The 25,940-nt window shown below is 75.0% G+C and carries 22 protein-coding genes; 13 read left to right on the top strand and 9 right to left on the bottom strand.

All coding sequences use genetic code 11. The features are described from left to right. Nucleotides 1-20 precede the first annotated feature (20 nt). A complete protein-coding gene (locus Ae505Ps2_RS33980) occupies nt 21-1,013 on the top strand; it encodes an ATP-binding cassette domain-containing protein (protein WP_175581809.1) in 993 nt (330 codons plus the stop codon). After that, nucleotides 1,010-3,160 carry a YhgE/Pip domain-containing protein gene (locus Ae505Ps2_RS09145; protein ID WP_075553559.1) on the top strand — a complete coding sequence of 717 codons (2,151 nt, stop codon included), beginning with the start codon at nt 1,010-1,012 and terminating at the stop codon, nt 3,158-3,160. Before Ae505Ps2_RS33980 ends, Ae505Ps2_RS09145 begins: the two co-directional genes overlap by 4 nt. 7 nt (nt 3,161-3,167) lie before the next feature. Here the strand turns inward: Ae505Ps2_RS09145 and Ae505Ps2_RS09140 are convergent, their stop codons facing one another. The 7 genes from Ae505Ps2_RS09140 to acs all read right to left on the bottom strand — a co-directional run bounded on the left by Ae505Ps2_RS09140 (nt 3,168) and on the right by acs (nt 10,252). Then, nucleotides 3,168-4,286 carry a pyridoxal phosphate-dependent aminotransferase gene (locus Ae505Ps2_RS09140; protein ID WP_198932252.1) on the bottom strand — a complete coding sequence of 373 codons (1,119 nt, stop codon included), beginning with the start codon at nt 4,284-4,286 and terminating at the stop codon, nt 3,168-3,170. A gap of 164 nt (nt 4,287-4,450) precedes the next feature. Beyond that, nucleotides 4,451-4,660, bottom strand: coding sequence for a hypothetical protein (locus tag Ae505Ps2_RS31065; protein ID WP_075550151.1), 210 nt, complete (start codon nt 4,658-4,660; stop codon nt 4,451-4,453). Nucleotides 4,661-4,859: 199 nt separating this feature from the next. Then, nucleotides 4,860-6,128 carry a phosphoribosylamine--glycine ligase gene (gene purD / locus Ae505Ps2_RS09135; RefSeq protein ID WP_020627151.1) on the bottom strand — a complete coding sequence of 423 codons (1,269 nt, stop codon included), beginning with the start codon at nt 6,126-6,128 and terminating at the stop codon, nt 4,860-4,862. Nucleotides 6,129-6,178: 50 nt separating this feature from the next. Next, nucleotides 6,179-7,129, bottom strand: a complete 951-nt coding sequence (locus Ae505Ps2_RS09130) for an alpha/beta hydrolase (protein ID WP_075308789.1) — start codon at nt 7,127-7,129, stop codon at nt 6,179-6,181. Nucleotides 7,130-7,135: 6 nt separating this feature from the next. Further along, complete coding sequence (locus tag Ae505Ps2_RS09125; protein ID WP_020627149.1) at nt 7,136-7,657, bottom strand: phage holin family protein; 522 nt, start codon at nt 7,655-7,657, stop codon at nt 7,136-7,138. Between the two features lie 132 nt (nt 7,658-7,789). Next, complete coding sequence (arfB, locus tag Ae505Ps2_RS09120) at nt 7,790-8,233, bottom strand: alternative ribosome rescue aminoacyl-tRNA hydrolase ArfB (protein WP_086002413.1); 444 nt, start codon at nt 8,231-8,233, stop codon at nt 7,790-7,792. A gap of 42 nt (nt 8,234-8,275) precedes the next feature. Next, complete coding sequence (gene acs / locus Ae505Ps2_RS09115) at nt 8,276-10,252, bottom strand: acetate--CoA ligase (protein WP_075308791.1); 1,977 nt, start codon at nt 10,250-10,252, stop codon at nt 8,276-8,278. Between the two features lie 336 nt (nt 10,253-10,588). Here acs and Ae505Ps2_RS09110 point away from each other — a divergent pair, with 336 nt between their 5' ends. Continuing rightward, nucleotides 10,589-11,341, top strand: a complete 753-nt coding sequence (locus Ae505Ps2_RS09110) for an oxidoreductase (protein ID WP_075308793.1) — start codon at nt 10,589-10,591, stop codon at nt 11,339-11,341. 850 nt (nt 11,342-12,191) lie between these two features. Here Ae505Ps2_RS09110 and Ae505Ps2_RS09105 read toward each other — a convergent pair. Further along, entirely contained in the window at nt 12,192-13,151 is a 960-nt protein-coding gene (locus Ae505Ps2_RS09105) for an HAD family hydrolase (protein WP_233147395.1), read from the bottom strand. A gap of 672 nt (nt 13,152-13,823) precedes the next feature. Between Ae505Ps2_RS09105 and ssd the strand changes: the two genes are divergently transcribed. From ssd to Ae505Ps2_RS09065, 7 genes are read left to right on the top strand one after another with little or no spacing between them, the layout of a single operon-like run. Beyond that, the gene (gene ssd, locus Ae505Ps2_RS09095; protein WP_075334127.1) at nt 13,824-14,915 is read left to right on the top strand and encodes a septum site-determining protein Ssd; all 1,092 of its coding nucleotides are present in this window, start codon (nt 13,824-13,826) and stop codon (nt 14,913-14,915) included. Then, nucleotides 14,912-16,069 carry a TadA family conjugal transfer-associated ATPase gene (locus tag Ae505Ps2_RS09090; RefSeq protein ID WP_075553558.1) on the top strand — a complete coding sequence of 386 codons (1,158 nt, stop codon included), beginning with the start codon at nt 14,912-14,914 and terminating at the stop codon, nt 16,067-16,069. The genes ssd and Ae505Ps2_RS09090 overlap by 4 nt, the downstream gene beginning before the upstream one ends. A 26-nt stretch (nt 16,070-16,095) precedes the next feature. Further along, nucleotides 16,096-16,884, top strand: coding sequence for a type II secretion system F family protein (locus Ae505Ps2_RS09085; RefSeq protein WP_075308797.1), 789 nt, complete (start codon nt 16,096-16,098; stop codon nt 16,882-16,884). Beyond that, on the top strand, nt 16,881-17,594 hold the full coding sequence (locus Ae505Ps2_RS09080) for a type II secretion system F family protein (RefSeq protein ID WP_075308799.1): 714 nt from the start codon (nt 16,881-16,883) through the stop codon (nt 17,592-17,594). The genes Ae505Ps2_RS09085 and Ae505Ps2_RS09080 overlap by 4 nt, the downstream gene beginning before the upstream one ends. Nucleotides 17,595-17,652: 58 nt before the next feature. Next, on the top strand, nt 17,653-17,853 hold the full coding sequence (locus tag Ae505Ps2_RS09075; protein WP_075308801.1) for a DUF4244 domain-containing protein: 201 nt from the start codon (nt 17,653-17,655) through the stop codon (nt 17,851-17,853). Then, nucleotides 17,831-18,415 carry a TadE family type IV pilus minor pilin gene (locus Ae505Ps2_RS09070; protein WP_249265241.1) on the top strand — a complete coding sequence of 195 codons (585 nt, stop codon included), beginning with the start codon at nt 17,831-17,833 and terminating at the stop codon, nt 18,413-18,415. The genes Ae505Ps2_RS09075 and Ae505Ps2_RS09070 overlap by 23 nt, the downstream gene beginning before the upstream one ends. After that, nucleotides 18,412-18,846 carry an Rv3654c family TadE-like protein gene (locus Ae505Ps2_RS09065; protein ID WP_075308803.1) on the top strand — a complete coding sequence of 145 codons (435 nt, stop codon included), beginning with the start codon at nt 18,412-18,414 and terminating at the stop codon, nt 18,844-18,846. The genes Ae505Ps2_RS09070 and Ae505Ps2_RS09065 overlap by 4 nt, the downstream gene beginning before the upstream one ends. Nucleotides 18,847-19,220: 374 nt before the next feature. Here Ae505Ps2_RS09065 and Ae505Ps2_RS09060 read toward each other — a convergent pair whose 3' ends face one another. Further along, nucleotides 19,221-21,788: a DEAD/DEAH box helicase gene (locus Ae505Ps2_RS09060; protein WP_075308807.1), complete on the bottom strand. Its 2,568-nt coding sequence runs from the start codon at nt 21,786-21,788 to the stop codon at nt 19,221-19,223. Nucleotides 21,789-22,207: 419 nt separating this feature from the next. Here Ae505Ps2_RS09060 and Ae505Ps2_RS09055 point away from each other — a divergent pair, with 419 nt between their 5' ends. The 3 genes from Ae505Ps2_RS09055 (at nt 22,208) to Ae505Ps2_RS09045 (ending at nt 25,914) form a co-directional block, all read left to right on the top strand. Beyond that, nucleotides 22,208-24,511, top strand: coding sequence for a sodium-translocating pyrophosphatase (locus Ae505Ps2_RS09055; RefSeq protein WP_060713601.1), 2,304 nt, complete (start codon nt 22,208-22,210; stop codon nt 24,509-24,511). Nucleotides 24,512-24,631: 120 nt separating this feature from the next. Next, entirely contained in the window at nt 24,632-25,237 is a 606-nt protein-coding gene (locus tag Ae505Ps2_RS09050) for a hypothetical protein (RefSeq protein WP_139318852.1), read from the top strand. A 74-nt stretch (nt 25,238-25,311) separates the two neighbouring features. Continuing rightward, a complete protein-coding gene (locus tag Ae505Ps2_RS09045) occupies nt 25,312-25,914 on the top strand; it encodes a hypothetical protein (protein ID WP_075308811.1) in 603 nt (200 codons plus the stop codon). Nucleotides 25,915-25,940 lie beyond the last annotated feature (26 nt).

The following is a 25,940-nucleotide window of genomic DNA, read 5'->3' as shown; positions in this document are numbered from 1 at the left end:
CCCAGGACAGCAGGACCGTCATGACCAGCTCCGCCCCCTCATCCGCCCCCTCCTCCGCATCCGATCCGGAGGCGGCCCTCGTCGCCGAGGGCGTCGCCGTCGACGGCGCCCACGGGGTGCTGCTCGCGCCGACCTCGCTGCGCGCCGTCCCCGGCTCGGTCCTGCTGGTCGCGGGCACCCCCGGGTCCGGGCACACCGCGCTCGCGCTGGCGCTCGCCGGGCGGATGCGGCCCGACCAGGGCACCGTCACCCTCGACGGCGACGACGACCCCCGCCGGCTGCGCCGGGCCGTCGCCGTCGTCGATACGCCCGGGGTCAGCGAGCCGGAGCCGGTGCTGCCGCTGCGGACCGTCGTCGGCGAGGAGCTGGCGATGGCCGGGCGCGGCACCACCCCGCGGGCGGTGACCGAGTGGCTGGGTGCGCGGGGCGCCGAGAGCTGGGTGCGCTCGCGGTTCGAGGACGTGCCCGCACCCGTGCGGATCGGGCTGATGACCGCACTCGCCGCGTCCCGGCCCGGGGTGCGGGTGCTCGTCCTCACCGCGCCGGACCGGCACGGCGGCACCCCGGTGACCTGGTGGCAGGTGGCCTCCGAGCACGCCCGTGCCGGGTTCACCGTGGTCGTGACCTGCACCGAGGGGTCGGCGGCGCTGCTGGGGGTGCCGGCGGTCCGGCTCGGCGGCGGCGACGCCGGCGCGTTCCCGGAGCCGCCCGGGCGGCACAGCAGGCCCGAGGACCCGACGGGGCCGCTGACCGTCGTCGCGCCGCAGGGGGCCGACGACCTGCCGCAGGGCTGGACCCGGTGGCTGCTGCGCCGCCCGTCCGGGGCCGCGCCGGCCCCCGAACCGGGCACAGCCACCGGCACCGGCACCGAGGACGCCGGCACGGCGATCCTGCCCGGCGCGGAGCCCGCCCCGGAGCCACCCGACGCCACCGAACCCCCCGGGTCCACGGCCGACAGCGGGACCAGCGGGAACGAGACCAGCGGGAACGACACCACGGAGAGGACCTCATGAGCGCGGTCAGGATCGCGATCAGCGAGCTGAGGCGGATCACCGCCGGGCGGCTGCCGGTCCTGGCCGTGCTCGCCCTGCTGCTGATCCCGATGCTCTACGCGGGCTTCTACCTCTACGCCAACGGCGACCCCTACTCCCGCCTGGACCAGGTGCCCGCCGCGCTGGTCGTCGAGGACACGGGTGGCACCGACGCCGACGGGAAGGCGCAGAACGTCGGCCAGGACGTCGCGACGGAGCTGACCGAGTCCGGCTCGTTCGACTTCCACCGGGTCTCCGCCGCCGAGGCCGACCGCGGTGTGCGCGACAACATCTACACCTTCGCCCTGACGATCCCGCACGACTTCACCGCGGCCCTGCAGTCCTCCAGTGAGTTCACACCGCGCCAGGGGATCCTCGTGCTCACCACGAACGACGCCAACAACTACCTGGCCCGCACGATCGCCGACACCCTCACCACCCGGGTCCGCGACTCGGTCGCCAAGGAGGTCGGGACGCAGGCCGCGGACCGGTTCCTCACCGGCTTCTCCACCATCCACACCAAGACCCAGGAGGCCGCGGACGGCGCCGGGAAGCTCGCCGACGGCGCGGCGACCGCCCACGACGGGGCGGGCCAGCTGGCCTCCGGGGCGGGCGATCTCGCGTCCGGGCAGCGCCGGCTCCTCGACGGCGCGACGCAGCTCTCCGGCGGCGCCGACCGGCTCGCGACCGGGGCGGGGACCCTCGCCTCCGGTGCCGGGACCGCGGCGACCGGGGCGGACCGGCTGTCCTCGGGCGCGGGTGAGCTCGCGACCGGGCTCGGCACCCTCCGCAGCGCCACCGCGGACCTGCCCGCGCAGTCGCGCAGGCTCGCCGACGGCGCCCGCCAGGTCGCCGACGGCAACGCGCAGCTGGCCGCGGCCGGGGACCGGGTCGCGCAGGAGAGCGCCCGCCTCGCCGACCAGCTCGACGCCGCGGACGGCACCATCGCCGCGTCGCTGCGCGAACGCGGTTTCACCGACGAGCAGGTCCAGCAGGCCCTCGCCGCGCTGGCGACGGCCAAGCAGCCGCTCGTCGACGGCAACGCCCGCGTCCAGCAGGTGTCCGGGCAGCTCGACCGGCTCGGGTCCGGCGCCGGGCAGGTCGCCGACGGCGCCGAGCAGCTGGCCGCGTCCGCGCCGCAGCTCAGCCAGGGCATCGCGAGCGCCGCCGACGGGGCCGGGTCCCTGCGCGACGGCGCGAGCGAGCTGTCCGGCGGCGTGCGGAAGCTCGCCGACGGCGCCACACAACTGTCCACCGGCGCCACCGCGCTGCGGACCGGGGCGGACCAGCTCGTCGCCGGGGAGCGCACCGCCGTCGACGGCACCGACCGGCTCGCCGACGGGGCGCGCCGGCTCGACGCCGGCACCGGCGAGCTCGCCGACGGGGCGACGCAGCTGCACGACGGCCTGGCCTCGGGGCTGGGGGACATCCCGAACCCGGCGCCGGGGGTCCGGGAGGCCACCGCCGCGAACATCGGCGACCCGGTCGCCACCCGCGACGTCGCCTACTCCCAGGCCGACACCTACGGCGCCGGACTGGCCCCGTTCTTCATGGCGCTGGCCACCTGGATCGGCGGCTACGTGCTGTTCCTGCTGGTCCAGCCCCTGTCCCGACGGGCGATCGCGGCCGGGCAGAGCCCGCTGCGGATCGCGCTGGGCGGCTGGATCCCGGCCGGCCTGCTGGGGATCGTGCAGGTCACCGGCATGTACGCGGTGGTGTCGCTGCTGCTGGGGATCACACCGGTGCACCCGGTCGCGACGCTGGCCCTGCTGTGGCTGACCTCGATGACGTTCACCGCGATCGTGCACGCCCTCAACGCGCTGCTCGGCGCGGTCGGGCAGTTCCTCGGGCTGGTCCTGATGGTGCTGCAGCTCGTCTCGGCGGGCGGCACGTTCCCGTGGCAGACCATCCCCGCGCCGCTGTACCCGGTGCACCACGTGATGCCGATGGGCTACGCCGTCGACGCACTGCGGCACCTCATGTACGGCGGCGAGCTGGCCGGTGTCGTGGGCACGGCGGTGCCGGTGCTGCTGGCCTGGTTCGTCGGCGCGCTCGCACTGGCGACGTTCGCGGCGTACCGCAAGCGGGTGTGGACGGCGACGGCGGTGAAGCCCGAGCTGGTGCTCTGAGAACCGTTCAGACCCAGGCCCGCAGCCGCTCCAGCGCCTCGGTGATGGCCTCCGGCGTCCCGGCGCCGGAGAAGCGGACGTAGCCACCGCCGTCGACCGGGTCGAAGTCCTGCCCCGGTGCGACGGCGATGCCGGTCTCGTCGAGCAGCCGGTAGGTCAGGCCCATCGAGTCCTCGCCGTCGCGCAGCAGGTGCGCGATGTCGGCGTAGACGTAGAACGCGCCGTCGGCGGGGGCGAGCCGGGTGATCCCGAGTGCGCGCAGTCCGTCGAGGAGGAGGTCACGGTTGCGGCCGTAGCGCACGACGTGGGCGTCGGCCTCGGCGTAGCTCGCCTCGTCGAACGCGGCGAGCGCGGCGTGCTGGGGCAGCGCCGGAGGGCAGACGGTGAAGTTGCCGGCGAGGCCCTCGACGGTGCGCCGCAGCCGCGGTGGGCAGACCAGCCAGCCGAGCCGCCAGCCGGTCATCGAGAAGTACTTCGAGAACGAGTTGACCAGCACGGCCTCGCGGGAGGTCTCCCAGGCGCAGCTCGTCGCGGGGCTGCCCGGGAAGGTGATGCCGTGGTAGATCTCGTCGCTGACGAGCTGGATGCCGCGGTCCTCGCAGTAGGACGCGAGCGCGGCGAGCTCGGTGGGGTCGAGGACGGTGCCGGTGGGGTTCGCCGGGCTGGCCACGATCAGGCCCTTCACCGGCTCGTCGAGCGCCTCGAGCATCTCGACCGTGGGCTGGAACCGGGTGGCCGGACCGCACGGCAGCTCGACGACCTCGCAGCCCAGCGCGGCGAGGATGTTGCGGTAGCAGGGGTAGCCGGGACGGGCCATGGCCACGCGGTCGCCCGCGTCGAACGCGGCGAGGAAGGCCAGCAGGAACCCGCCGGAGGACCCCGTGGTGAGGACGACGTCACCCGGGTCGACGTCCAGGTCCCGGGTCCGCCGGTAGTGCCCGGCGACGGCCTCGCGCAGCTCGGCGATGCCAGGGGCGACGGTGTAGCCGAGCACCTGGGACCCCAGGGCGGCGACGGCGGCCGCGCGGACCGGTTCCGGCGCCGGGGTCGAGGGCTGCCCGGCCGAGAGATTGATCAGGTCGCCGTGGGTGCGGGCCCGCTCGGCGGCGGCGGCCCAGACGTCCATGACATGGAACGGGGCGACGGCGGCGCGGGCGGCGACGGTCAGGCGGGTCACGCCGCCGAGCCTAGGCGGCGGCCCCCTGGGGACCGGACCGCGCGCCCGGGCGGGAGCCCCTCCCGGGCGCGCGGTCAGTCACGAACCGGGGCGGGCACGGGGCCCGCCCGGTGTCACTCGGCCTCGAAGCCCAGGGCGTCGACGACCGCGCCGACCTGCGCGTCGGTGGCGGCGACGGTCTCGTCGAGGTACTCGGCGACCGGGGTCAGCTCGGCCGCCTGCGCGGTACCGGTGAACGCCAGGGCGGCGAGCGGCGCGGCGACGACGCCACCCACGAGGGCGAGGGCGCGACGACGACGGGCCTGCTGGGGAGCGTGGGCCATGATGATCCTCCTGAGGTTCAGGGGCACCGGCTGTGCCCCTGTGCCACAGGACGATTCCCCGCCGCACCGGTGGAGATCAAACCCTGGTGTCCGTTTTAACCGGCTCTTCATGATCATCGAACAACCGGCCTTCGAACGCCCAGGTGGGCCCATTCGGACTAATCTCGCTAGGCCATACGGGCGTTACGCGGCGGTAACATCAACCCTGCGCAACCGGAACGCTGACCTCGCCCCGCTCGGCCTTGAGACCGATGTCGGTGCGGTGGTGCGAGCCCGCGAGGCGGACCGGCGCCAGCCGCGCGTAGGCCTCGGCCCGGGCAGCGGCGAGGTCGGAGCCGGTGCCCACGACCGACAGCACGCGCCCGCCGGAGGAGACGACCGCGCCGTCGTCGCGGCGACGGGTGCCGGCGTGCAGCACGCCGTCGCCCTCGGCGCCGGTGATGACGTCACCGAGCCGCGGGGTGGCCGGGTACCCCTCCGCGGCGACGACGACGGTCACCGCAGCCCCCTCGGCCCACTCGATCGCGGGCTGCTCGGCGAGGGTGCCGGTCGCGGTGGCGAACAGCAGCTGCGACAGCGGGGTGCGCAGCAGCGCCAGCACGGCCTGGGTCTCCGGGTCCCCGAAGCGGCAGTTGAACTCGATGACCGCGGGGCCCTCCGAGGTCAGCGCGAGACCGGCGTAGAGCAGCCCGGTGAACGGGGTCCCGCGGCGCACCATCTCCTCGGCGACCGGCGCGACGACCCGGGCGACGAGCTCCTCGGCGAGGTCCTCGCCCGCCCAGGGCAGCGGGCAGTAGGCGCCCATGCCGCCGGTGTTGGGGCCGGAGTCGTCGTCGCCGACGCGCTTGAAGTCCTGCGCGGGCAGCAGCGGCACGACGGTGGCACCGTCGACGAGGCAGAACAGCGACGCCTCGGGCCCGTCGAGGAACGACTCCAGCAGCGCCGGGTGGCCGGCGTCGAGCAGCCCGAGGGCGTGCGCGCGGGCCACCTCGATGTCGTCGGACACGACGACGCCCTTGCCCGCGGCCAATCCGTCGTCCTTGACGACGTAGGGCGGGGTGAACACCGACAGCGCGGTGTCGAGGTGCGCCGGGTTGTCGACGACGACCGACGAGGCCGTCGGCACCCCCGCCGCGCTCATCACGGCCTTCGCGAACGCCTTGGACCCCTCGATCCGGGCCGCCTCGGCGCTCGGGCCGAAGCAGGGGATCCCGGCCTCCCGGACCGCGTCGGCCGCGCCGTTGACCAGCGGACCCTCCGGCCCGATGACCACGAGGTCGGCCTTCCAGGTCCGCGCCAGCTCGACGACGGCACCGTTGTCGGTGACGTCGAGTCCGAGCTGCTCGGACACCGCGGCCGTTCCCGCGTTGCCGGGGGCGACGGCGAGCGCCGTCACCTCCGGGTCCTGCGCCAGAGCCACGGCGATGGCGTGCTCACGCGCACCGCTTCCCACGATCAGGATCCGCACGGTGGCCGAGCGTATCCGTGCACGTCGGACGACGGGGAACCGGTCTCGGATCAACCGTCGCAGCGCTGCAGGTGGGCACCGATCAGGGCGGTGACGTGTGTGGGGTGCTCCTGCTGCGGGAAGTGCCCGGTGGCCGGGAGCGTGTGGTGGGTCAGCCCGGCACCGGCGAACCGCTCGTCGCCGCGCATGGTGGTGTCGAGCACGCACGTGTCGTCGGCCCCGTGCACCTGCAGCACCGGCACCCCCACCGGCCGGGAGACCTCACGGGCGAACCGGTGGCCGTCGGGGCGCAGCTGGGAGCGCATCGACCAGCGGTAGTACTCGAGGCTGCAGTGGGCCACGGTGGAGATCCGCATCGCCTCGGCGTTGCGGGCGACGACGTCGGCGAAGTCGGTGGTCGCGGCCCACTCCGGCCCCGCCCAGGCCCGCATGATCCGGCCGACCCGGGCGCCGCCGTCGGCGCGCAGCGAGCGCTCCGGCAGCCGCGGCAGCTGGAACCCCGCCATGTAGCGGCTGGCCGCCCCCTGCCCGAGGGGATCGCGCAGCAGCGCGTCCCGCATCACGATCGGGTGCGGCGCCCCGAGCCCGGTGAGCGAGACGACCAGGCGCGGGTGCAGCGTGGCGACCGTCCAGCCGATCGTGGCACCCCAGTCGTGCCCGACGACGTGGGCGCGCGACTCCCCGAGCGCCCGGATCAGCCCGGCGCAGTCCCCGGCGAGGGTCCACAGGTCGTAGCCGCGGGGTGGCTTGTCGGTGTCGCCGTAGCCGCGGAGGTCGGGCGCGACGGCCCGGTAGCCGGCGTCGCCGAGGGCGAGGAGCTGGTGGCGCCAGGTCCACCAGAATTCCGGGAAGCCGTGCAGCAGCACGACGAGCGGGCCGGTCGGTGGGCCGTACTCCGCGAGGTGCATGCGGATGCCGTTGGCCGACACCGCACGGTGCGTCCACGGACCGGGGATCCGGACGACCGAGGGGTCGGGCGGGGTGCCGGCCGTCGCGGACACGCCGGATCAGCCCGCGGCTGCGTGCCGCCCGGAGGTGCCGTCGGCGATCTCGCGGACGTTGTCGCGGTCACCGCGCTGGCCGCGCTGGGCGAGCACCTGCGCGGAGTCCTTGAGCGAGTCGATGGTGCGCTCCGGCTTGCGGATCTTGCGGACCCGCAGGTAGCCGAGGAAGCCGAACAGGCCGGCGACGAGCAGCATGAACAGGAACGTGATCCCGAAGCCCGCGGCGCGGTTGAGCCAGATCGAGAGGAACTCGGCGAGGGTGAAGAACAGGTAGAACAGGCTGAACAGCCCGATCACCGCGGCGATCACGAAGAAGACGCTGCCCTGCACGCCCTTCTTCACCTCGGCCGTGACCTCGGCCTTGGCGAGCTCCACCTCCGACCGGACCAAGGTCGAGAGATGGGTGGTGACGTCCTTCGCGAGGGCGCCGAGGGACGCGTCGCGCGGCCCCGGCTCGTTCGTGAGCGGGATCGAGGGCAGGACCGGCGGAACCTCCGCGTTGCCCGACTGGCTGTTGCTGGCCACCGTCTTCCCTCCTGCTGGTGCACTCGCCTGCCCGGGGCGCTGGGGTCCCCCGGACGGCCGTCGTTCGGTGAGCCGCCATCGTGCCACGGGGTCAGCCGGGCTGCTCGGCTGCGCCACGCCGGGGACGGGGCCTCACTCGTCCGGGCGGCCGCGCAGCTTCTTGATCTGTCCGCGCCGGTTCTTGGCGTCGAGCCTGCGGCGCTGCGACCCGCGCGTCGGGCGGGTGGGGCGACGGGTGCGCGGGCCAGCCGCGGTCGCCTCGCCGAGCAGGGTCGCGAGCCGCCCACGGGCGGCCTCGCGGTTGCGGAGCTGGCTGCGGTGCTCGGACGCGACGACGGTCAGCACGCCGTCGACGAGCCGGTTCGCCAGCCGCGACAGGGCCCGGTCGCGCAGGTCCTCGGGGACGCTCGGCGAGCCCGCGAGGTCGAAGGACAGTTCCACCCGGGAGTCGGTGGTGTTGACGCCCTGCCCCCCGGGCCCCGAGGCGCGGGAGAACCGCCAGCTCAGCTCGCGAGCGGGCACGACGAAGCCGCGCCGCACCTCGATCGGGTCGTCCACCACCCCAGTGTCGCCCATCGGGCCCGGGCCCCGCGGCACGCGCGGGGCCCGGGGACGCGGTCAGTCCTCCTTGGACTCGCTCATGCCGGACGAGATCAGGTCCATCACCGACGAGTCGGCGAGGGTCGAGACGTCGCCGACGTCCCGGTTCTCGGCAACGTCGCGCAGCAGGCGGCGCATGATCTTGCCGGAGCGGGTCTTCGGCAGCTCCTCCACGACCAGGATCTGGCGCGGCTTGGCGATCGGACCGATCTCCTTGGAGACGTGGTCGCGGAGCGCCTTGATGGCCTGCTCGCCCTTCGCCTCGTCCTTCGACGCGCTCCCGCGCAGGATCACGAACGCGACGATCCCCTGGCCGGTGGTCTCGTCGGAGGCGCCCACGACCGCGGCCTCGGCGACGGTCGGGTGGCTGACCAGCGCCGACTCCACCTCGGTGGTCGAGATGCGGTGCCCGGAGATGTTCATGACGTCGTCGACGCGGCCGAGCAGCCAGATGGCACCGTCGTCGTCGTACTTGGCGCCGTCGCCGGCGAAGTAGTAGCCCTGCTCGGCGAAGCGGGACCAGTAGGTCTCCTTGTAGCGCTCGGTGTCGCCCCAGATGCCGCGCAGCATCGACGGCCACGGCTTGTCGAGGACCAGGTAGCCGCCCTCGCCGTTGCCCACGGGGGTGCCGGTGTCGTCGACGACGGTGGCCGAGATGCCCGGCAGCGCGCGCATGGCCGAGCCCGGCTTGGTCGCGGTGACGCCCGGCAGCGGGGCGATCATCTGCGAGCCGGTCTCGGTCTGCCACCAGGTGTCGACGATCGGGCAGCGCTCCTTGCCGATCTTCTCCCGGAACCACATCCAGGCCTCGGGGTTGATCGGCTCGCCGACCGTGCCGAGCACCCTGAGCGAGGACAGGTCGTACTTCGCGGGGATGTCCTCGCCCCACTTCATGAACGTGCGGATCAGCGTCGGGGCGGTGTAGTAGATCGAGACCTTGTACTTGTCGACGATCTCCCAGTGCCGGCCCTCGTGCGGGGTGTTCGGCGTGCCCTCGTAGATCACCTGCGTGGCACCGTTCGCGAGCGGCCCGTAGACGATGTAGGTGTGCCCGGTGACCCAGCCGATGTCGGCGGTGCACCAGTAGACGCTCTCGCCCGGCTTGTGGTCGAACACCACGTTGTGGGTGTACGCGGACTGCGTGAGGTAGCCACCGGAGGTGTGCAGGATGCCCTTCGGCTTCCCGGTGGTGCCCGAGGTGTAGAGGATGAACAGCGGGTGCTCGGAGTCGAAGGACTCCGGGGTGTGCTGGTCGGACGCACCGTCGACGACGTCGTGCCACCACACGTCGCGGCCGTCGGTCCACGGCACGTCGGTCTCGGTCCGCTTGACGACGAGGACCTTCTCGATCGAGGTGCCCGCGACGGCCTCGTCGGTGTTCTCCTTCATCGGGGCCGGCTTGCCACGGCGGTACTGACCGTCGCTGGTGATCAGCACCTTGGCCTCGGCGTCCTCGATGCGCGCCTTGAGCGCGCCCGGGGAGAACCCGCCGAACACGACGCTGTGCAGCGCGCCCAGGCGGGCGCAGGCCAGCATCGAGAACACGGCCTCGGGGATCATCGGCAGCTGGATGGCGACGCGGTCGCCCTTGCCGACGCCCAGCTCGGTCAGCGCGTTCGCGGTCTTGGAGACCTCGCGCTGCAGGTCGGCGTAGGTGATCGTGCGGGAGTCGCCGGGCTCGCCCTCCCAGTGGATGGCGACGCGGTCGCCGTTGCCGGCCTCGACGTGCCGGTCGGCGCAGTTGTAGGCGACGTTCAGCTCGCCGCCGACGAACCACTTCGCGAACGGGGGCTGCCAGTCCAGGACGGTGTCCCACTTCTTCGTCCAGTGCAGACGGTCGGCCTGCTCGGCCCAGAACCCCTCGCGGTCGTCATCGGCACGGTCGTACCAGTCGGCGGTGGCGTTCGCCTGCGACGCGAACTCCTCCGACGGCGGGAACGACCTGCTCTCGCTGGAGAGCGCGCTGAGCGCGGAACTCTTCTCGGACTCGGCCATGTCCTGGTGTCCTCCTCGACGCGGCGGGTCACTTCGGGCCGACGTGGCGGCCTCGGGCGCACTCGGTGTGCGCGCACGTGTGCGGTCCGACGCTAGTGAACCGTCCTCGCCCGTGCACCGTCTGTCGGGACAGGTACCAGCCGGACACCAACGCCGCACCTGACCGTCCGCGCAGGTGGGGGGCCGTTCCCGGGCGCGGCAGGGTGTTCGCGGGCCCTCCGACGGCGGGCGGGCGGATGTCCGGCGGTCGACGGATCACCACGACCGGTCGCCGAGCGGTCCACACCGCAGGGGTACTTACCCGGCGGTAGCCCACCGGTTGGGACGATGACGTCCATGGCCCGCCCCGCAGCAGCCGATCCGCTCGCCCCGCTCGCCGCACTCCCCGGCGTCGCCGAGGCGGTCGCCCGCGCCCGCGACGCGGCCACCGAGGTGCACAACCAGCCGGTCAACCGGCGCGGCTGGCCCGCGACGGCCGCCGAGGCCGCCCTGCGCGCCGCCCGCTCCTCCGCCGCGGTCGACGGGGCCCCGCTGCGGCCGGTCACCGCCGACCACGTCTCCGACCCGGTCCTCGCAGGAGCCGTCCGGATCGCCGACGAGCGCTCCAAGCTCCTCGACACCTGGCGCCGGGCCCCGCTGCAGGGGCTCGCCCGGCTGCACGTGCTGGCCGCGGGGGACCTCGTGCCCGCCGAGGAGCACGAGCAGGTGCTGGGCAGGCCGCGCCCGGCGACGTCGGCGCGACTCACGGCACTGGCCGACCTGATCGGCGGGGGCACCTCGGTGCCGGCTCCGGTGCTGGTCGCCGTCGTGCACGGCGAGCTGCTGACCCTGGCGCCGTTCGGCACCGCCGACGGGGTCGTGGCCCGGGCGGCGGCCCGGCTGACCGCGATGTCGACCGGGCTGGACCCGCGCGGTCTGTCGGTGCCCGAGGTGGGGTTCCTGCGCCGCACCGCGGAGTACCGGGAGGCCGCGGCGGCGTTCGCCTCCGGGACGCCCGACGGGCTGGCCCGCTGGATCGTCCACACCTGCGCGGAGTGGGAGGCGGGCGGCCGGGAGGGCCTGTCGATCGCCGCCGCGCAGTCCGGCTGAGCGCATGAAGGAGCCGGGTGGTGCCCCGAGGGGCGCCACCCGGCCCGACGTGGGAACCGGCGTCCTGGCGTGCACTACGTGCCGTGTTGCGCGGCCTCGGCGCCCGGCGTCCCGGTTCGCAGGCCCACGACGACATGCCTCCCGCGGCGTGCTCGGCGTGGACGTGGTCCGGTCCCCACGTACGGAGCCCGGTCAGGGGAGACGCCTCTTCTCCTCCGAGACGCCCCTGGCCCGGCCGGGGTCCGTGGCTCCTTCGTAGACCCGGAACATGATGTGGGCAACCCCCTCACCGATGTGCACCGGTTCAGCAGCACAGGGTGACCGGCGACGACCGCCGGGTGGGTGCACGACGACGCACGGACGGCGGTCGCGGTCGGGGTTGTGGGCACGGCCCTGCTCCGCGACCTGCACACCTGACTGGGTTCGCACTCCCGCACCTCCCGCACCGCGGCACTCCGCCCAGGACCGCCCGCGTCGGCGTGACCGGCCGCGTTACACGGCGTCGGAGTTGTTGCGCGGCGTCGGCCACGCCGGGCCGCTCCGGTCGCACCGTCCGCCCGCCACGCCTGCCCGTCCGCCCACACCTGCCGGTCGACCCGGTCGCCAGCCCGCCCGGTGCGCCGTGGGGCCGTGCGACGCCGTCGATGAGTACATGAGCGTTGGTGGCCGCTGTCTGGGCAGCACTCATGCACTGATCGACAGTGGGTCGGCGCTGGGCGGCGCTGCGCGGTCCGGCTCTGCATCGCGGTTGGGCGCGACATGGTCCTGCGTCGCACGGCGCGGCACGGTCCTGTGTGGCTCAGCCCGGCGCGGCACGGTCCCGCACGGTGTCCCCAGGCCGGCCGTCGCCTCAGCGGCCGCCGCGGGCGGACCGGGTGACGGCTGCACCCGCCAGCAGCGCCGCGAGCACCCCGCCGACCGCGGCGGCGCCGAGCAGCGCCGGGTCCCGCCACGGCCCCGCCGCACCGACCCCGCCGGCGTCCGGACCCTCCGCGTCGGTGGCCGGACCGGCGGGAGCACCGACCCGGGCCCCGGCCGCGAACCGGTCCGACAGCCGGTCGCGCAACCGGAACAACCGGTCCCGCCGGGACGCCGCGCGGACGAACGCGAGCACCGGCCACCCCCGCTCCCGGGCGATCGCCCGCAGCTCGCGGTCGGGGTTCACGACGGACGGCTGGCCGACCGCCTCCAGCAGCGGCAGGTCGGTGATCGAGTCGGTGTAGGCGGCGCAGTGCGCGAGGTCGAACCCCAGCTCCTCGGCGATCTCCTGGGCCGCGACGGCCTTGCCCTCGCCGTAGCAGTAGAACTCGATCTCCCCGGCGTAGCGGTCGTCCACGACGTGCATCCGCGTCGCCCGGAACCGTTCGATCCCGACCAGCTCGGCGATCGGCTCGACGACCTCGAGCCCCGACGCCGACAGCAGCACGATCTCCGCCCCCTGCCCGCGGTGGTGCTCGATCAGCCGGAGCGCCTCCGGGTAGACGAGCGGACCGATGATCTCCTGCAGCGTCTCGGCGACGATCGTGCGGACCCGCGCCACCTCCCAGCCCTCGCAGATCAGCACCATCCGACGGCGCAGGGTGTCCATCGTGGACGCGTCCGCCCCGGCGAGCACGAGCAGCAGCTGGGCCCACGCCCCGCGCAGGACGGTCGCGCGGTCGATCAGACCGGCACGGGCGAACGGCCGCGCGAACGCCAGCGCACTCGACCCGGCGATGATCGTGTTGTCGAGGTCGAGGAACACCGCCTGGGGGACGGTGGCACCGGCGGTCCGGTCCGGTGCGGCGGGGGCTCTGGAGGTCTCGGGCACGACGTCCAGCGTGCCCGAAACGCGGAGCGCACGTCCCCGGCCCTCCACTCCGTCCACATCCCCGGCCGGCGACCCCACGGTGGGCCCCACCGTCCCTGCACCGCTCCGCCCGGCTGCGAGCAGACCGATGCCCAGCAGCGGAGAGTGATCGGCCGCATGCGACCGGTCGCCCGGACGCGCCCACCGGTCAGTGGCGCACTTCACGCCGTCGGGAGCCGGGAGTGACGTCGTCACCGGTACCGGTCGGCGCAGGCCACGGCCGGAGTATGGGCGCGACCGGCATGTTCCGGCTACAGTTGACCGAGTTCGGACCTGGTCCGAGCGGGTTCAGCTCGACCCCCCGGGGCTGAACCGCCCGACGGCCCCCGCCAATCCCCCCTGGCGGGGGTCGTCCTACGTCCGGGCCGGGACGGACACGGTCGTGTCCCCCGCCGCCGCCTCCGCGCCCTTCCTCGTGGCTCCGTGCCGCTCCTGCGTCGCCCGCCCGCGCGAGGGCCCGCCCCTCTGCTCCATCCTCCCGCGCGGGACCGACGGAACCGGGGAGTTGTCCACAGGCCGAGCCGTTTCCACGAAGTTGTCCACAGGCCCACGATCGAGGCCGGCGGAGCCCTCCCGAGGCCGCACGCTCGATACCGGGGCTCGCACCGGCGGGCCGGTGTGGAGGACGACGCGATGGACCGGCGCTGCCTGATCGTGGCCGACGATCCCGAGCTGCTCGACGCGCTGCTACGGCTCGCGGCAGCAGCCGACATGGATGCCCAACGCGCGGTCGACGCGGCCGACGCCCGCCGGGCCTGGGCCCGTGCACCGGTCGTCCTGCTCGACCGGTCCGGGGCCCGGCGCTGCGGCGAGGCCGGTTTCCCGCGCCGCGACGGCGTCGTGATCACCGTCCCCGGCGAGCCCGCCGCGGAGGACTGGCGGCTCGCCGTCGCCGTCGGCGCGGACAGGGTCGTGCAGCTCCCCCAGGGCGAGGCGGGCCTGGCCGGGATCCTCGCCGACGCCCGGGAACGCGCAGCGGGCGACGGTCGGGCGGGCCGGGTGCTGGCCGTGGTCGGCGGCTGCGGCGGGGCGGGTGCCTCGGTGCTCGCGACCGCGGTCGCGCTGACCTCCGCGCGAGCCGAGGAGTCCGCGCTGCTGGTCGACTGCGACCCGCTCGGCGGCGGCCTCGACCTGATGGTCGGGCTGGAGCAGGAGGCCGGGCTGCGCTGGCCGGAGCTGTCGGTCGGCGACGGCCGGGTGCGCGCCGCGTCGCTGCACGCCGCGCTCCCACGGGCCGGGTCCGGGCGCACCGCGTTGTCGGTGCTGTCCTGCGCGCGCTCCCCGCACGGACCCGAACCGGCCGCGGTCACCGCGGTCCTCGACGCCGGGCGCCGCGCAGGCGGCACCGTCGTGTGCGACCTGCCTCGCTACCCCACCGACGCCGCGCTCACCGCTCTCGGCAGAGCCGACCTGACCGTCCTGGTGGTGCCCGCCGGGCTGCGGTCCTGTGCCGCGGCCGCCCGGGTCGCCGACGTGCTCGCCGAGCATGCCCGGGCCGTGGAGCTCGTCGTGCGCGGGCCCTCCCCCGGCGGGATCACGCCCGACGAGGTCGTCACCTCTCTCGGGCTGCCGCTGCTCACGACCATGCGTCCCGAGCGGGACCTCGCCGGCGCTCTCGAACGGGGCCGCACGCCCGGCTCCGGGCGGGGCCCGCTGACCACCGCGGCCCGGGCCGTGCACGAGCGCCTCTCCGGTACGGCCGGCATCCGGCGGGCGGCCTCGTGAACCCGCTGGTCGACCGGGTGCGGGCCCGGCTGGCCGACGCGGGCGGCGAGACCGGGCCGGCCGCCGTCGCCGCTGCGGTGCGGGCCGAGTCCGGTGGGGTCGCGTCCGATCTGGACGTCCTCGCCGCGATCCGCACCCTGCGCCAGGAGTTCACCGGAGCGGGCCCGCTCGACGCGCTGCTGCGCGACCCGATGACCACCGACGTGCTGGTCACCGCGCCCGACGCCGTCTGGGTCGACCGCGGCGACGGACTGCGCCGCACCGGCATCACCTTCACCGACGAGGCCGCGGTCCGGCGACTCGCCCAGCGCCTGGCGCTCGCCGCGGGCCGCCGCCTCGACGACGCGAGCCCCTGCGTCGACGGCAGGCTCCCCGACGCCGGGGTCCGGCTGCACGCCGTCCTCCCACCGGTGGCGGCGGCCGGGACCGCGATCTCGCTGCGGGTGCTGCGTCCCGCCGGGCACGACCTGGCCGCGCTCCGGCGGACCGGCACCCTCGACGCGACCGGCGAGGCACTGCTGCGCGCGATCGTCGGCGCCCGGCTGGCCGTGCTCGTGGCCGGCGGGACGGGTAGCGGCAAGACCACGCTGCTCAATGCGCTGCTGGGCGCGGTCGACCCGGGCGAGCGCCTGATCACCGTCGAGGACGCCGAGGAGCTCTCCCCACGCCACCCGCACGTCGTGCGGCTGGTCGCCCGGCCGCCGAACATCGAGGGCTCGGGCGGGGTTCCGCTGCGCGAACTGGTGCGTCAGGCGTTGCGGATGCGGCCGGACCGGCTGGTCGTAGGCGAGGTCCGCGGCGCCGAGGTGTGCGACCTGCTGGCGGCGATGAACACCGGTCACGACGGCGGCGGCTGCACCGTGCACGCGAACTCGGTCCGCGAGATCCCGGCCCGGATACGCGCACTGGCCGGGCTCGGCGGGATGTCCCCCGCCGCGCTCGACGGTCAGCTGACGGCCGCCGTCCAGGTCGTGCTGCACATGCGACGCCGCCCCGGCGCCGGCCGGACGCTCGACGAGATCGGTGTGCTGGGCCGCTCCGACGACGGCACCCCACACGTCACCGCCGCCTGGAGCCGCGGCTCCGGGGTCGGGCCGGGCCGCGACGAGCTCGCGACGCTGTTGCGCGAGCGCGGGGTCGGTGTGCCGTGCTGAGCGCACTTCCCGGGACGCCGCAGGGCGTGACGGTTCCCGTCCTGCTCGCGCTGGCGGTGCTGACACTGCCCGCGGCGCCGGGGCGGTCCCGGTGGCGGGCCCTGACCGGCACCGGAACCGCCCTCCCGACGGCCCGGCTGCTCGCTCCGCCGTTGCCGCTGCTCGCCGCCCCGCTGGGGTGGCTGCTCCTGGGCCCCGCCGGCGCGGTGTGCGCAGCGGGGGTGGCGTGGGGAGTGCGGCGCCGGATCGCCACACGTCGGGCCGCGGACCGGGCCGGGTCGACGGCTGCGGAACTCGCCGACGCACTCGCCCGGATCACCGACGAGCTGCGCACCGGCGCGCACCCCGCGGCCGCGCTGGCCGGGCACGTGCACGACGGGCCGCTCGCCCGCGCGCTGCTCGAGCCGGCCGCGGTCGCCGCGCGGATCGGTGAGCCGGTCCCCGAGGCCCTGCGTCGGACGGCGCGGGGCCCCGCCCGGCGCGACGTCGAGCGGGTCGCCTCGGCCTGGGAGCTCGCCGACACCCACGGTGCCCCGCTCGCCGACCTGCTCACCGGCCTGCTCGACGACATCCGCTGGCGGATCGCGCACGGAGCCCGGGTGCGAGCCCAGCTCGCCGGGCCTCGGGCGACGGCGTCGGTGCTGACCGCGTTGCCGTTGGCCGGAATCGGTCTCGGGCAGTTGATGGGCATCGCGCCGCTGACCGTGCTGCGCACCGGGCTGCACGGGCCCGCTCTGCTGCTGACCGGGGTCGGCCTCACGGTCGCGGGGGCGGCGTGGGCCGACCGGATCCTGCGTGCGGCGGTGCCGACGTGACCGCGGCCGCGCTCGGGCTCGCCGCGCTCGCCCTGGTCGTCGGCGGCGGGCGTCCCGGACCGGGGCGGCTGCGCGGGCTGCGTTCCGTCACCGGAGCGACGACGGCCGCGGCGCCGACCCGCACCGCGGTCCTCGCGGTGCTCGTTCCCTCCGGGGCCGCGCTCGGCGGAGCCCTCGGCGGGATGGGCGGCGCGGTCGTCGGCGCCGCGCTGGGCGGCGGGTTGCTGTGGCTCGCCCGGCGGGCAGCCCGCGGGCCGGCCGCGTCGGTGGACTCCGCGGATCTGGCCGCCGCCTGGGACCTCCTGGCGACCTGCCTCGCCGCCGGTCTCGCCGTGGCGGACGCCGTCGGAGCCGCGGCCCGGCGGCTCGACGGCCCGGCCGGTGAGGCGTTGCGCAGGGTCGCGGGCCTGCTGGCGCTGGGCGCCGACCCCGACGACGCCTGGGCCGCCGCCGGCCCGGTCCCCGAACTCGCCGGGTTCGCCCGCGCGGCGGGCCGGTCGGCCCGCACCGGTGCCGCCCTCGGACGCTCCGCCGCGGCGGAAGCCGCTCGGCTGCGCGCCGGTCTCGCGGATCTCGCCGAGGAGCGGGCGCAGCGCGCCGCGGTCCGCATCACCGCCCCGCTGGGGCTCTGCTTCCTGCCCGCCTTCCTGGTCCTCGGCATCGTGCCGGTCGTGATCGGGCTGGCCGGGGAGGCGTTCGCACGGTGGTGACCACCGCCGCGCGGCGACCGGGTCCGCACTCCGCGGGCCCCCGACGAAGGAGACACCGATGACCCCCACCCGTTCCCTGCTGCACCGCCGGCTGTGCGCACTCGCCTCGGACGACGACGGCATGTCCACCGTCGAGTACGCCGTCGGCACCGTCGCCGCCGCGGCCTTCGCCGCGCTCCTCTACGCGATCGTCAGCGGCGGAGACGTCCTCGCCGCCCTCACCGGGATCGTGCAACGTGCACTGTCCACGACGCTCTGACAACGGCCGCGACATCCCGAGCCGACCCGATCGGCCCGACCGACCCGACCGGGCGGACCGGGCGGACCGGGCGGACCGGGCGGACCGGGCGGACCGCGGACACGGTGGCCGCCGTGTCCGCGGCCGCGCCACCCGTCGTGGTGCCGCGGTCGGCCCCACTAGCGGCGCGCCGTCCTGGCTGGCGGACGACCGTGGCGCGGTCACCGTCGAGGCGGCGCTGGCGCTCGGCACCCTGGTCGCGGTCACCGCGGCGGCGGTCGGAGCCGTCGCCGCGGTGGCGGCCGGGGTCCGCTGCACCGACGCCGCTCTCGAACTGGCCCGCCAGGCCGCGCGCGGTGACACCGAGCGGGGTCGGGCCGCGGCCGCGCAGCTCGCACCGGCCGGGGCCGAGCCCGAGCTCCGCGTCGACGGCGATCTCGTCGTCGTGACGGTGCGGGTCCGGCCGGTCGGGCTGCTCCCGGTCACGATCAGCGGTGCCGCGACCGCCGCGGTCGAACCCGGCGTCACGGCAGGCGCGGTCCGTTCCGGGTCGGCGCCGGCGCAGCCCGGTGGCGCGCCATGAGCAGGCACGCCCCGGTACGTCGCGGAGGCGACGCGGGCGTCGCCTCGGTCTGGGCCGCGACGGCCGCAGCGGTGCTGCTCCTGGTCGGCACCGTCGGTGTCGACCTGGCTGCCGCGGCCCGCGCCCGGCACGTCGCCTCCGCCGCCGCAGACCTGTCCGCGCTCGCGGCCGCGGGACAGTCGGTGGACGGCACCGCTGCCGCCTGCGCCCGTGCCTCCGACCTCGCCGTCCGCAACGGCGCCGAGCTGCTGACCTGCCGCCTCGACGGCTGGGACGCCCTGGTCGAGACCCAGGTCGCCTGGTCGGGGCTGCTCCCGCTCCGGGGTCCCGCACGGGCGAGGGCACGCGCGGGTCCGGCTCCCGTCGACGCGGGCACGCCCCCGGCGAGCGGGCCCGTGGACGGTTCGGTTCCTGCGGTGGAGCCGTCGTGAACACGCCCGGACGTGATCACGATCTCGGTGAGCGGTCCGCGCCTCCAGATGAACGGACGGCGAACCCCGGAGCACGCCGTCATCACGATTGCTTACGACGAACGTCCCAACGCAACGGCATCTCGTCGTGGGGGCGTGACCGATCACCGACGTTGCGCGGCCCACATCTGGTCACTGTCGCGACACTCGGGCCTACTAGGAGTCGCGAGGACGGGCAGGGTCCGGTCCGCCCCCGCCACGAAGACCACGCTCCCCAGACAGCAACGACGTCGGAGCGCCCCTGGCGCCCCCGTCCGATGTCGTCGCACGTGGTTGCCACCGGTCCGCCCCCGCCCCCGACGGGCGGGCCGGTGGTACCCCGTCCGGTCCCGCGGTCACCGCGAGCCGGTCGGGGTCCCGCCTTCCAGCGCGGCCAGAACCAGATCCAGCACCTGCACCGCCCCGCTCTTGTCCAGCGGGTTGTTCCCGTTGCCGCACTTCGGGGACTGCACGCACGAGGGGCATCCGGTGCGGCACTCGCAGTCCCGGACGGCGGCGCGGGTCGCCGCCAGCCATCGCCCCAGCACCTCGTGGCCGCGTTCGGCCAGCCCTGCGCCGCCGGGGTGCCCGTCGTGCACGAACACCGTCGGGAGCCCGGTGTCGGGGTGCAGCGCGGTGGACAGGCCACCGATGTCCCAGCGGTCACAGATCGCGAACAGCGGGAGCAGTCCGATCGCGGCGTGCTCGGCGGCGTGCAGGGCACCGGGGAGACGGGCCTCGTCGATGCCGGCGTCGGCGAGCGCGTCGGGGTCGATCGTGTACCAGACCGACCGGGTGTCCAGACTCTGCGGCGGCAGGTCCAGCGGCGTCTGGTCGAGCACCGTCCCGTCCGGGGTCCGTCGGCGGTACGCGACGACCTGGCTGGTCACCGTGGTCGCGCCGAAGCAGACCTGCACCGGCCCGCACCGGCGGTGCTCCAGTACCTCGAGCACGGCGACGTCGGAGACCGACTGGGCCTCGGTGCGCCAGTCCGGGGCCTCGGCGTGGACGAGCGCGACGCCGTCGTCGAGATCCAGCTCGTCGACGACGAAGCTGTCGCCACGGTGCAGGTACACCGCACCGGAGTGGATCGTGCCCGGGGCCGAGCCGCCGTCGACGGTGCCGAGCATCCGCCCGGTGGCCGCCTCGACCACGGCGACCTGTCCGAGTCCGGAGCCGCGGATGTCGACGTGCGCGGCGGGTGCGTCGCCGGTGTCGGGCCAGAACCAGCCGTGCGGTCGGCGGCGCAGCACGCCCTCCTCGACCAGGGCGTCGAGGACCTCCACCGCGGGCGCTCCTCCGAACATCTCCTCGACGTCGACCGTGGTCAGCGGCATCTCCGCGGCCGCGCATGCCAGCTGCGGAGCGAGCACGTACGGGTTGACCGGATTGAGCACGCAGCTCTCCACCGGCGCACCGACCAGCGAGCTCGGATGGTGGACGAGGTAGGTGTCGAGCGGGTCGTCGCGGGCGACGAGCACGACGAGTGCCTCGTCGGCGGCGCGCCCGGCACGCCCGGCCTGCTGCCAGAACGACGCGCGGGTTCCGGGGAAGCCGGCCTGCACCACCGCGTCGAGCCCGGAGATGTCGACGCCGAGCTCGAGGGCGTTGGTGGTCGCGACCCCGATCAGCCTGCCCGACATCAGGTCGGCCTCCAGCGCGCGGCGCTCCTCCGGCAGGTAGCCGCCGCGGTAGGCGGCGACCCGCGCGGCCAGCTCGGGAGCGATCTCGGCGACCTGGCGCTGCGCACCGAGCGCGGTGAGCTCGGCGGCCCGCCGGGACCGGACGAAGGCCAGGGTCCGCGCGTCCTCCAGGACGAGGTCGGCGAGCATCCGGGAGACCTCGGCCCCGGCGGAGCGGCGGACCGGCGCCCCGTTCTCCCCGGTGATCTCGGCGAGCAGCGGCGGCTCCCAGAACGCGACGGTGCGACCGGCATGCGGGGACCCGTCCTCGGTGACGGCGACGACGTCGCGGCCGGTCAGCCGGGACGCGAACTCCTCCGGGCGGGCCACCGTCGCCGAGGCGAGCACGATCGTGGGGCGTGCGCCGTAGCGGGCGGCGAGACGCAACAGCCGTCGCAGCAGCAGTGCCACGTGCGAGCCGAACACCCCGCGGTAGGTGTGGCACTCGTCGACCACGACGTAGCGCAGCCGGCGGAGGAAGGTCGTCCAGCGTCCGTGCCGGGGAAGGAGCGACCGGTGCAGCATGTCCGGGTTGGAGAAGACCCACCGGCAGTGCCTGCGGACCCAGTCGCGCTGGTCCATGGGGGTGTCACCGTCGAAGGCGGCGGGCCGGACACCGTCCGGGGCGAGCCCGTCGAGGGACCGCAGCTGGTCGGCTGCGAGTGCCTTGGTCGGGGCGAGGTACAGCGCCGTGGCCCGCGGGTCCTCGGCCAGCCCGGCGAGCACCGGGAGCTGGTAGACCAGCGACTTCCCCGACGCCGTCCCCGTCGCGACGACGACATCGGCGCCGGAGTGCACCAGCTCCGCCCCGTGTGCCTGGTGCGACCACGGGCGGGTCACGCCGCGGGCCGCCCAGGCCGTGCGCAGCGGTTCGGGTGTCCAGCCCGGCCAGTCGACCTGGCGGCCGGGCCGTGCCGGAATCCGCACGACGTGCCGCAACGGATCGTCGACGGCGCCGGCCGGATCGTCGCCATCGACACCATGGAAGCCGGGAGGATCGGCAGGGCCAGGAGGACGGCTGGGACCGGCAGGGCCGCGGGAGCCGGCAGAGCCGACGGGGTCGGTCGGCCCCCCGGAGCCGCGCGCTCCGTCCGGACCGTCGAACCCGTCCTGAGCGGCGAACGCCCCGGCGCCCGGTCCCGGCCTCGGCGGGACCGTCTCCGCCGGGCCGGACGTCCACGTGGCGTCGGCACGGGCCGGGTCGAGGCCCGAGCCCGCCAGCACGCGGCGGAGCAGCTCCATCCCGCGCTGCGACCCGTCCGGGCCCTGCGTGCTGTCCGCCGTCGCTCCCACGACCGACCACGATGGCACAGATGTTCGAACGATCAGCGGTCGCTCCCGGTGTCCGCCCCCGGCCGACGGGCGCGGCACGGGCGGACGACAGAAGTGGTTGCGTCGCAGGTGATCTGCAGGTTCCCGGATTGCGTCGCGACATCGTGTGGGATTGATCACTTTTGCCAGTTCGTTACGTCTTGTGATCCCAATCGCACTGAGGGATGTCCCACACTCATAGACTGCACCAGCCCGGTCACCGGTGGACGCCGCCCGGGCCCAGTCGACGCCGACGAGGCCGTCGCCGCCCGGCCGGGTCGCGCCACAGTGACCCCGACCCGGCCGCCGGGGACCTCGCCGGCCGGATCCTTTCCACCGGGAGGACACGGATGTCCCAGCCCACCTACCTCGCCCAGGGCCTCGAGCTCGGCGCGGGGGACCTCACCATCGTCGGTGTGGTCGCGGTGGTCGCCCTCGTCGCCCTGGTCGTCGGCGGTCTACTGCTGCGGGAGGTGCTCTCCTACGGCGAGGGCACCCCGAACATGCAGGAGATCGGCCGCGCGGTCCAGGAGGGCGCCACGGCGTACCTCAACCGCCAGTTCCGCACGCTCGCGATCTTCGCCGCGATCGTGTTCGTCCTGCTCTTCGCGCTCCCCGCCGAGGACCTCGGTGAACGCATCGGACGATCGATCTTCTTCGTCGTCGGCGCGGTCTTCTCCGCGATCATCGGCTACCTGGGCATGTGGCTCGCCACCCGCGCGAACATCCGCGTCGCCGCGGCCTCCCGCGAGCCGGGCGGCCGTGAGAAGGCGACCCGCATCGCGTTCCGCACCGGCGGCGTCGTCGGCATGTTCACCGTCGGCCTCGGCCTGTTCGGGGCCGCGATCGTCGTGCTCGTCTATGCCGGCCAGGCGCCCCGCGTCCTGGAGGGCTTCGGCTTCGGCGCGGCACTGCTCGCGATGTTCATGCGGGTCGGCGGCGGCATCTTCACCAAGGCCGCCGACGTCGGCGCCGACCTGGTCGGCAAGGTCGAGCAGGGCATCCCCGAGGACGACCCCCGCAACGCGGCCACCATCGCCGACAACGTGGGCGACAACGTCGGTGACTGCGCCGGCATGGCCGCCGACCTGTTCGAGTCCTACGCGGTGACGCTGGTCGCCGCACTGATCCTCGGCACCGCGGCGTTCGGCCTGCAGGGCCTGCTGTTCCCGCTGATCGTCCCGGCGATCGGCGTGATCACCGCGATCCTGGGCGTCTACCTGACCAAGGCCCGCGCCGGGGAGAACACCCTGCGGGCGATCAACCGCAGCTTCTACCTCTCGGCACTGTTCGCCGGCGTGCTGTCGATCATCGCCGCCTACGTCTACCTCCCGAGCACCTTCGGCGAGCTGCTGAACCCGACCGACACCAGCGTCGTCGGGCTCGCGGGCGACCCGCGCCTGATCGCCTCGGTCGCCGTGGTCATCGGGATCGTGCTGGCCGCGGTCATCCTCAAGCTGACCGGCTACTACACCGGTACCGAGGACCGCCCGGTCAAGGACGTCGGCGAGTCGTCGCTGACCGGTGCGGCCACCGTGATCCTGTCCGGCATCTCGATCGGCTTCGAGTCCGCCGTCTACACCGCGCTCGTCATCTCCGCGGCCGTCTACGGGGCGTTCCTGCTGTCCGGCTCGATCGTCGTGTCGCTGTTCGCGGTCGCACTGGCCGGTACCGGCCTGCTGACCACGGTCGGCGTCATCGTCGCGATGGACACCTTCGGCCCGGTCTCGGACAACGCGCAGGGCATCGCGGAGATGTCCGGCGACGTCGAGGGCGACGGCGTCGACATCCTCACCGAGCTCGACGCGGTCGGGAACACCACCAAGGCGATCACCAAGGGCATCGCGATCGCCACCGCAGTGCTCGCGGCGACGGCGCTGTTCGGCTCCTACCGCGACGCGATCAGCCAGGCCCTGGCCGGGGTGAACATCGCCGCGCAGGACGCCGGGACCGCGTTCGCCTACGAGGTGTTCAGCCCGAACACCCTGGTCGGCGTGATCATCGGCGCCTCGGTGGTCTTCATGTTCTCCGGCCTCGCGGTCAACGCGGTGACCCGCGCCGCGGGCGCCGTCGTCTACGAGGTGCGCCGCCAGTTCCGCGAGCACCCCGGGATCATGGACCGCACCGAGCGCCCGGAGTACGGCCGCGTCGTCGACATCTGCACCCGGGACTCGCTGCGCGAGCTGGCCACCCCCGGCCTGCTCGCCATCTTCGCCCCGATCGCGGTCGGGTTCGGTCTCGGCGTCGGCCCGCTGGCCGGCTACCTGGCAGGTGCCATCGCGACCGGCGTCCTGATGGCGATCTTCCTGGCCAACTCGGGCGGCGCCTGGGACAACGCCAAGAAGCTCGTCGAGGACGGCAACCACGGCGGCAAGGGCTCCGACGCCCACGAGGCGACGATCATCGGCGACACCGTCGGCGACCCGTTCAAGGACACCGCGGGCCCCGCGATCAACCCGCTGATCAAGGTCATGAACCTGGTCTCGGTGCTGATCGCCCCCGCGGTCGTGGTGCTGTCCACCCCGGACGCCAACCCGGTGATCCGCGTCCTCATCGCGATCGTCGCGGTGGTGATCATCGCGGCCGCGGTGGTGGTCTCGAAGCGCCGCACCTCGGCGATCACCGACACCCCGGCCGAGAGCTCGGTCGGTTAGCCGACACCTCGCAGGACCACGGCGGCCGCTCGTCCCATCGGGACGGGCGGCCGTCTTTCGTCTCGGGACGATTCGGATACTCTCCGCCGGACCGCAGTGATCACCCCCGACGGAGGAGCGATGCGGACATCGCGAGGTCTCGCCGCGCTCCTCGTCGCCCCGACCGTCGTGCTGGCGGGCTGCGGCCCCTCCGGGCCGACCGTCGAACAGTGGACCGACTCGATGTGCGCGGCCGTGCTGCCCTTCGTCCGCACCGCCGTGGACGCGCCCGCGGAGACCCCGGATCCGGCGCAGCGGCTGCGGGCCCTCTCGGACTACCTGACCCGCACCACCCAGGCCGCCGACGGCGCGCTGGGCGACCTGGACCGGCTCGGCCCGGCCCCCGTCGACGACGGCGAGGCCCTCGCCGCGCGGCTCCAGGGCGGACTCGGCGAGATCCGCTCGGCGTTCTCCGGGGCGCGCTCGCGGGTCGACGCCATCGACCCGGCCGACCCGGCCGCGGTGCAGCGTGACCTGCCTGCCGCGCTGGAGCCGCTCGCCCGCCTCGCCGGGACCACCGGGCCGCTCGACGAGGTCACCGGCAACCCGGCGATCGCCTCGGCGTTCCGGGCCTCGACGGCCTGCACGGACCTCACCCGAACGGCGGAGCAGGCCCGCCCGACACCGCCGCCCGGCGGCCCCGCCGATGCCCCGAACGGGTCAACCGGGGAGGGCGGAGGCAGCTGACCCGCGGCGGCGTCCTACCGTCGACCACTGTCCGTGTCCCGGGCCCCCACGGGCCCCGACCCTGGAGCCCGACGATGGCCACCCCCCGCCCGGCGCGCACCGCCCGGGTCCTGCTCCCCACCCTGCTCGCCGCGCTCCTGGCCGGCGGCTGCGCGTCGAGCGTGGCCGGCACCCCCGCGGCGGACCCGGCCCCCCGACCGACCGCGGGCGTCGGCGCCGACCCGGTCGCCTGGGGCGACAAGGTCTGTGGCGCGACCCTGGCCTACTACCAGCCGCTCAACACCCCGCCGAACTACGACGGCGCCGACCTCGCCGGGATCAAGACGCGCCTGTCGGAGTACCTCGGCAAGGTGGCGGCCGGCATCGACACCGGCAAGAAGCAGCTGGCTGCGGCCGGGCAGTCCCCGGTGAGCGGCGGCGACGCGTGGGCCGCCGCGGTCCGCGACATGCTCGACCGGTCCGGCACGACGATCGCCCAGGCCAAGAAGGACGTCGACGCGATCGACCCGAACGACGTCCAGGGCTTCAAGGGCAAGCTCGACGGCGCCCAGCAGAAGCTGCGGACGATCTCCGGCGCCCAGGGGCTGGACAAGATCGGGCCCACCCCGCGTCTGGACAAGGCGTTCGCGACCGCACCGAAGTGCGTCGCACTCAAGAAGATCAACGGCCCCGCCTGACCCGCTGCGTCACCCGTACGGCGCTC

This window comes from Pseudonocardia sp. Ae505_Ps2 (assembly GCF_001932425.1).
Lineage (GTDB): Bacteria > Actinomycetota > Actinomycetes > Mycobacteriales > Pseudonocardiaceae > Pseudonocardia.
The sequence above is the reverse complement of the archived record's forward strand: the minus strand, read 5'-3'. Positions and strand labels throughout refer to the sequence as shown.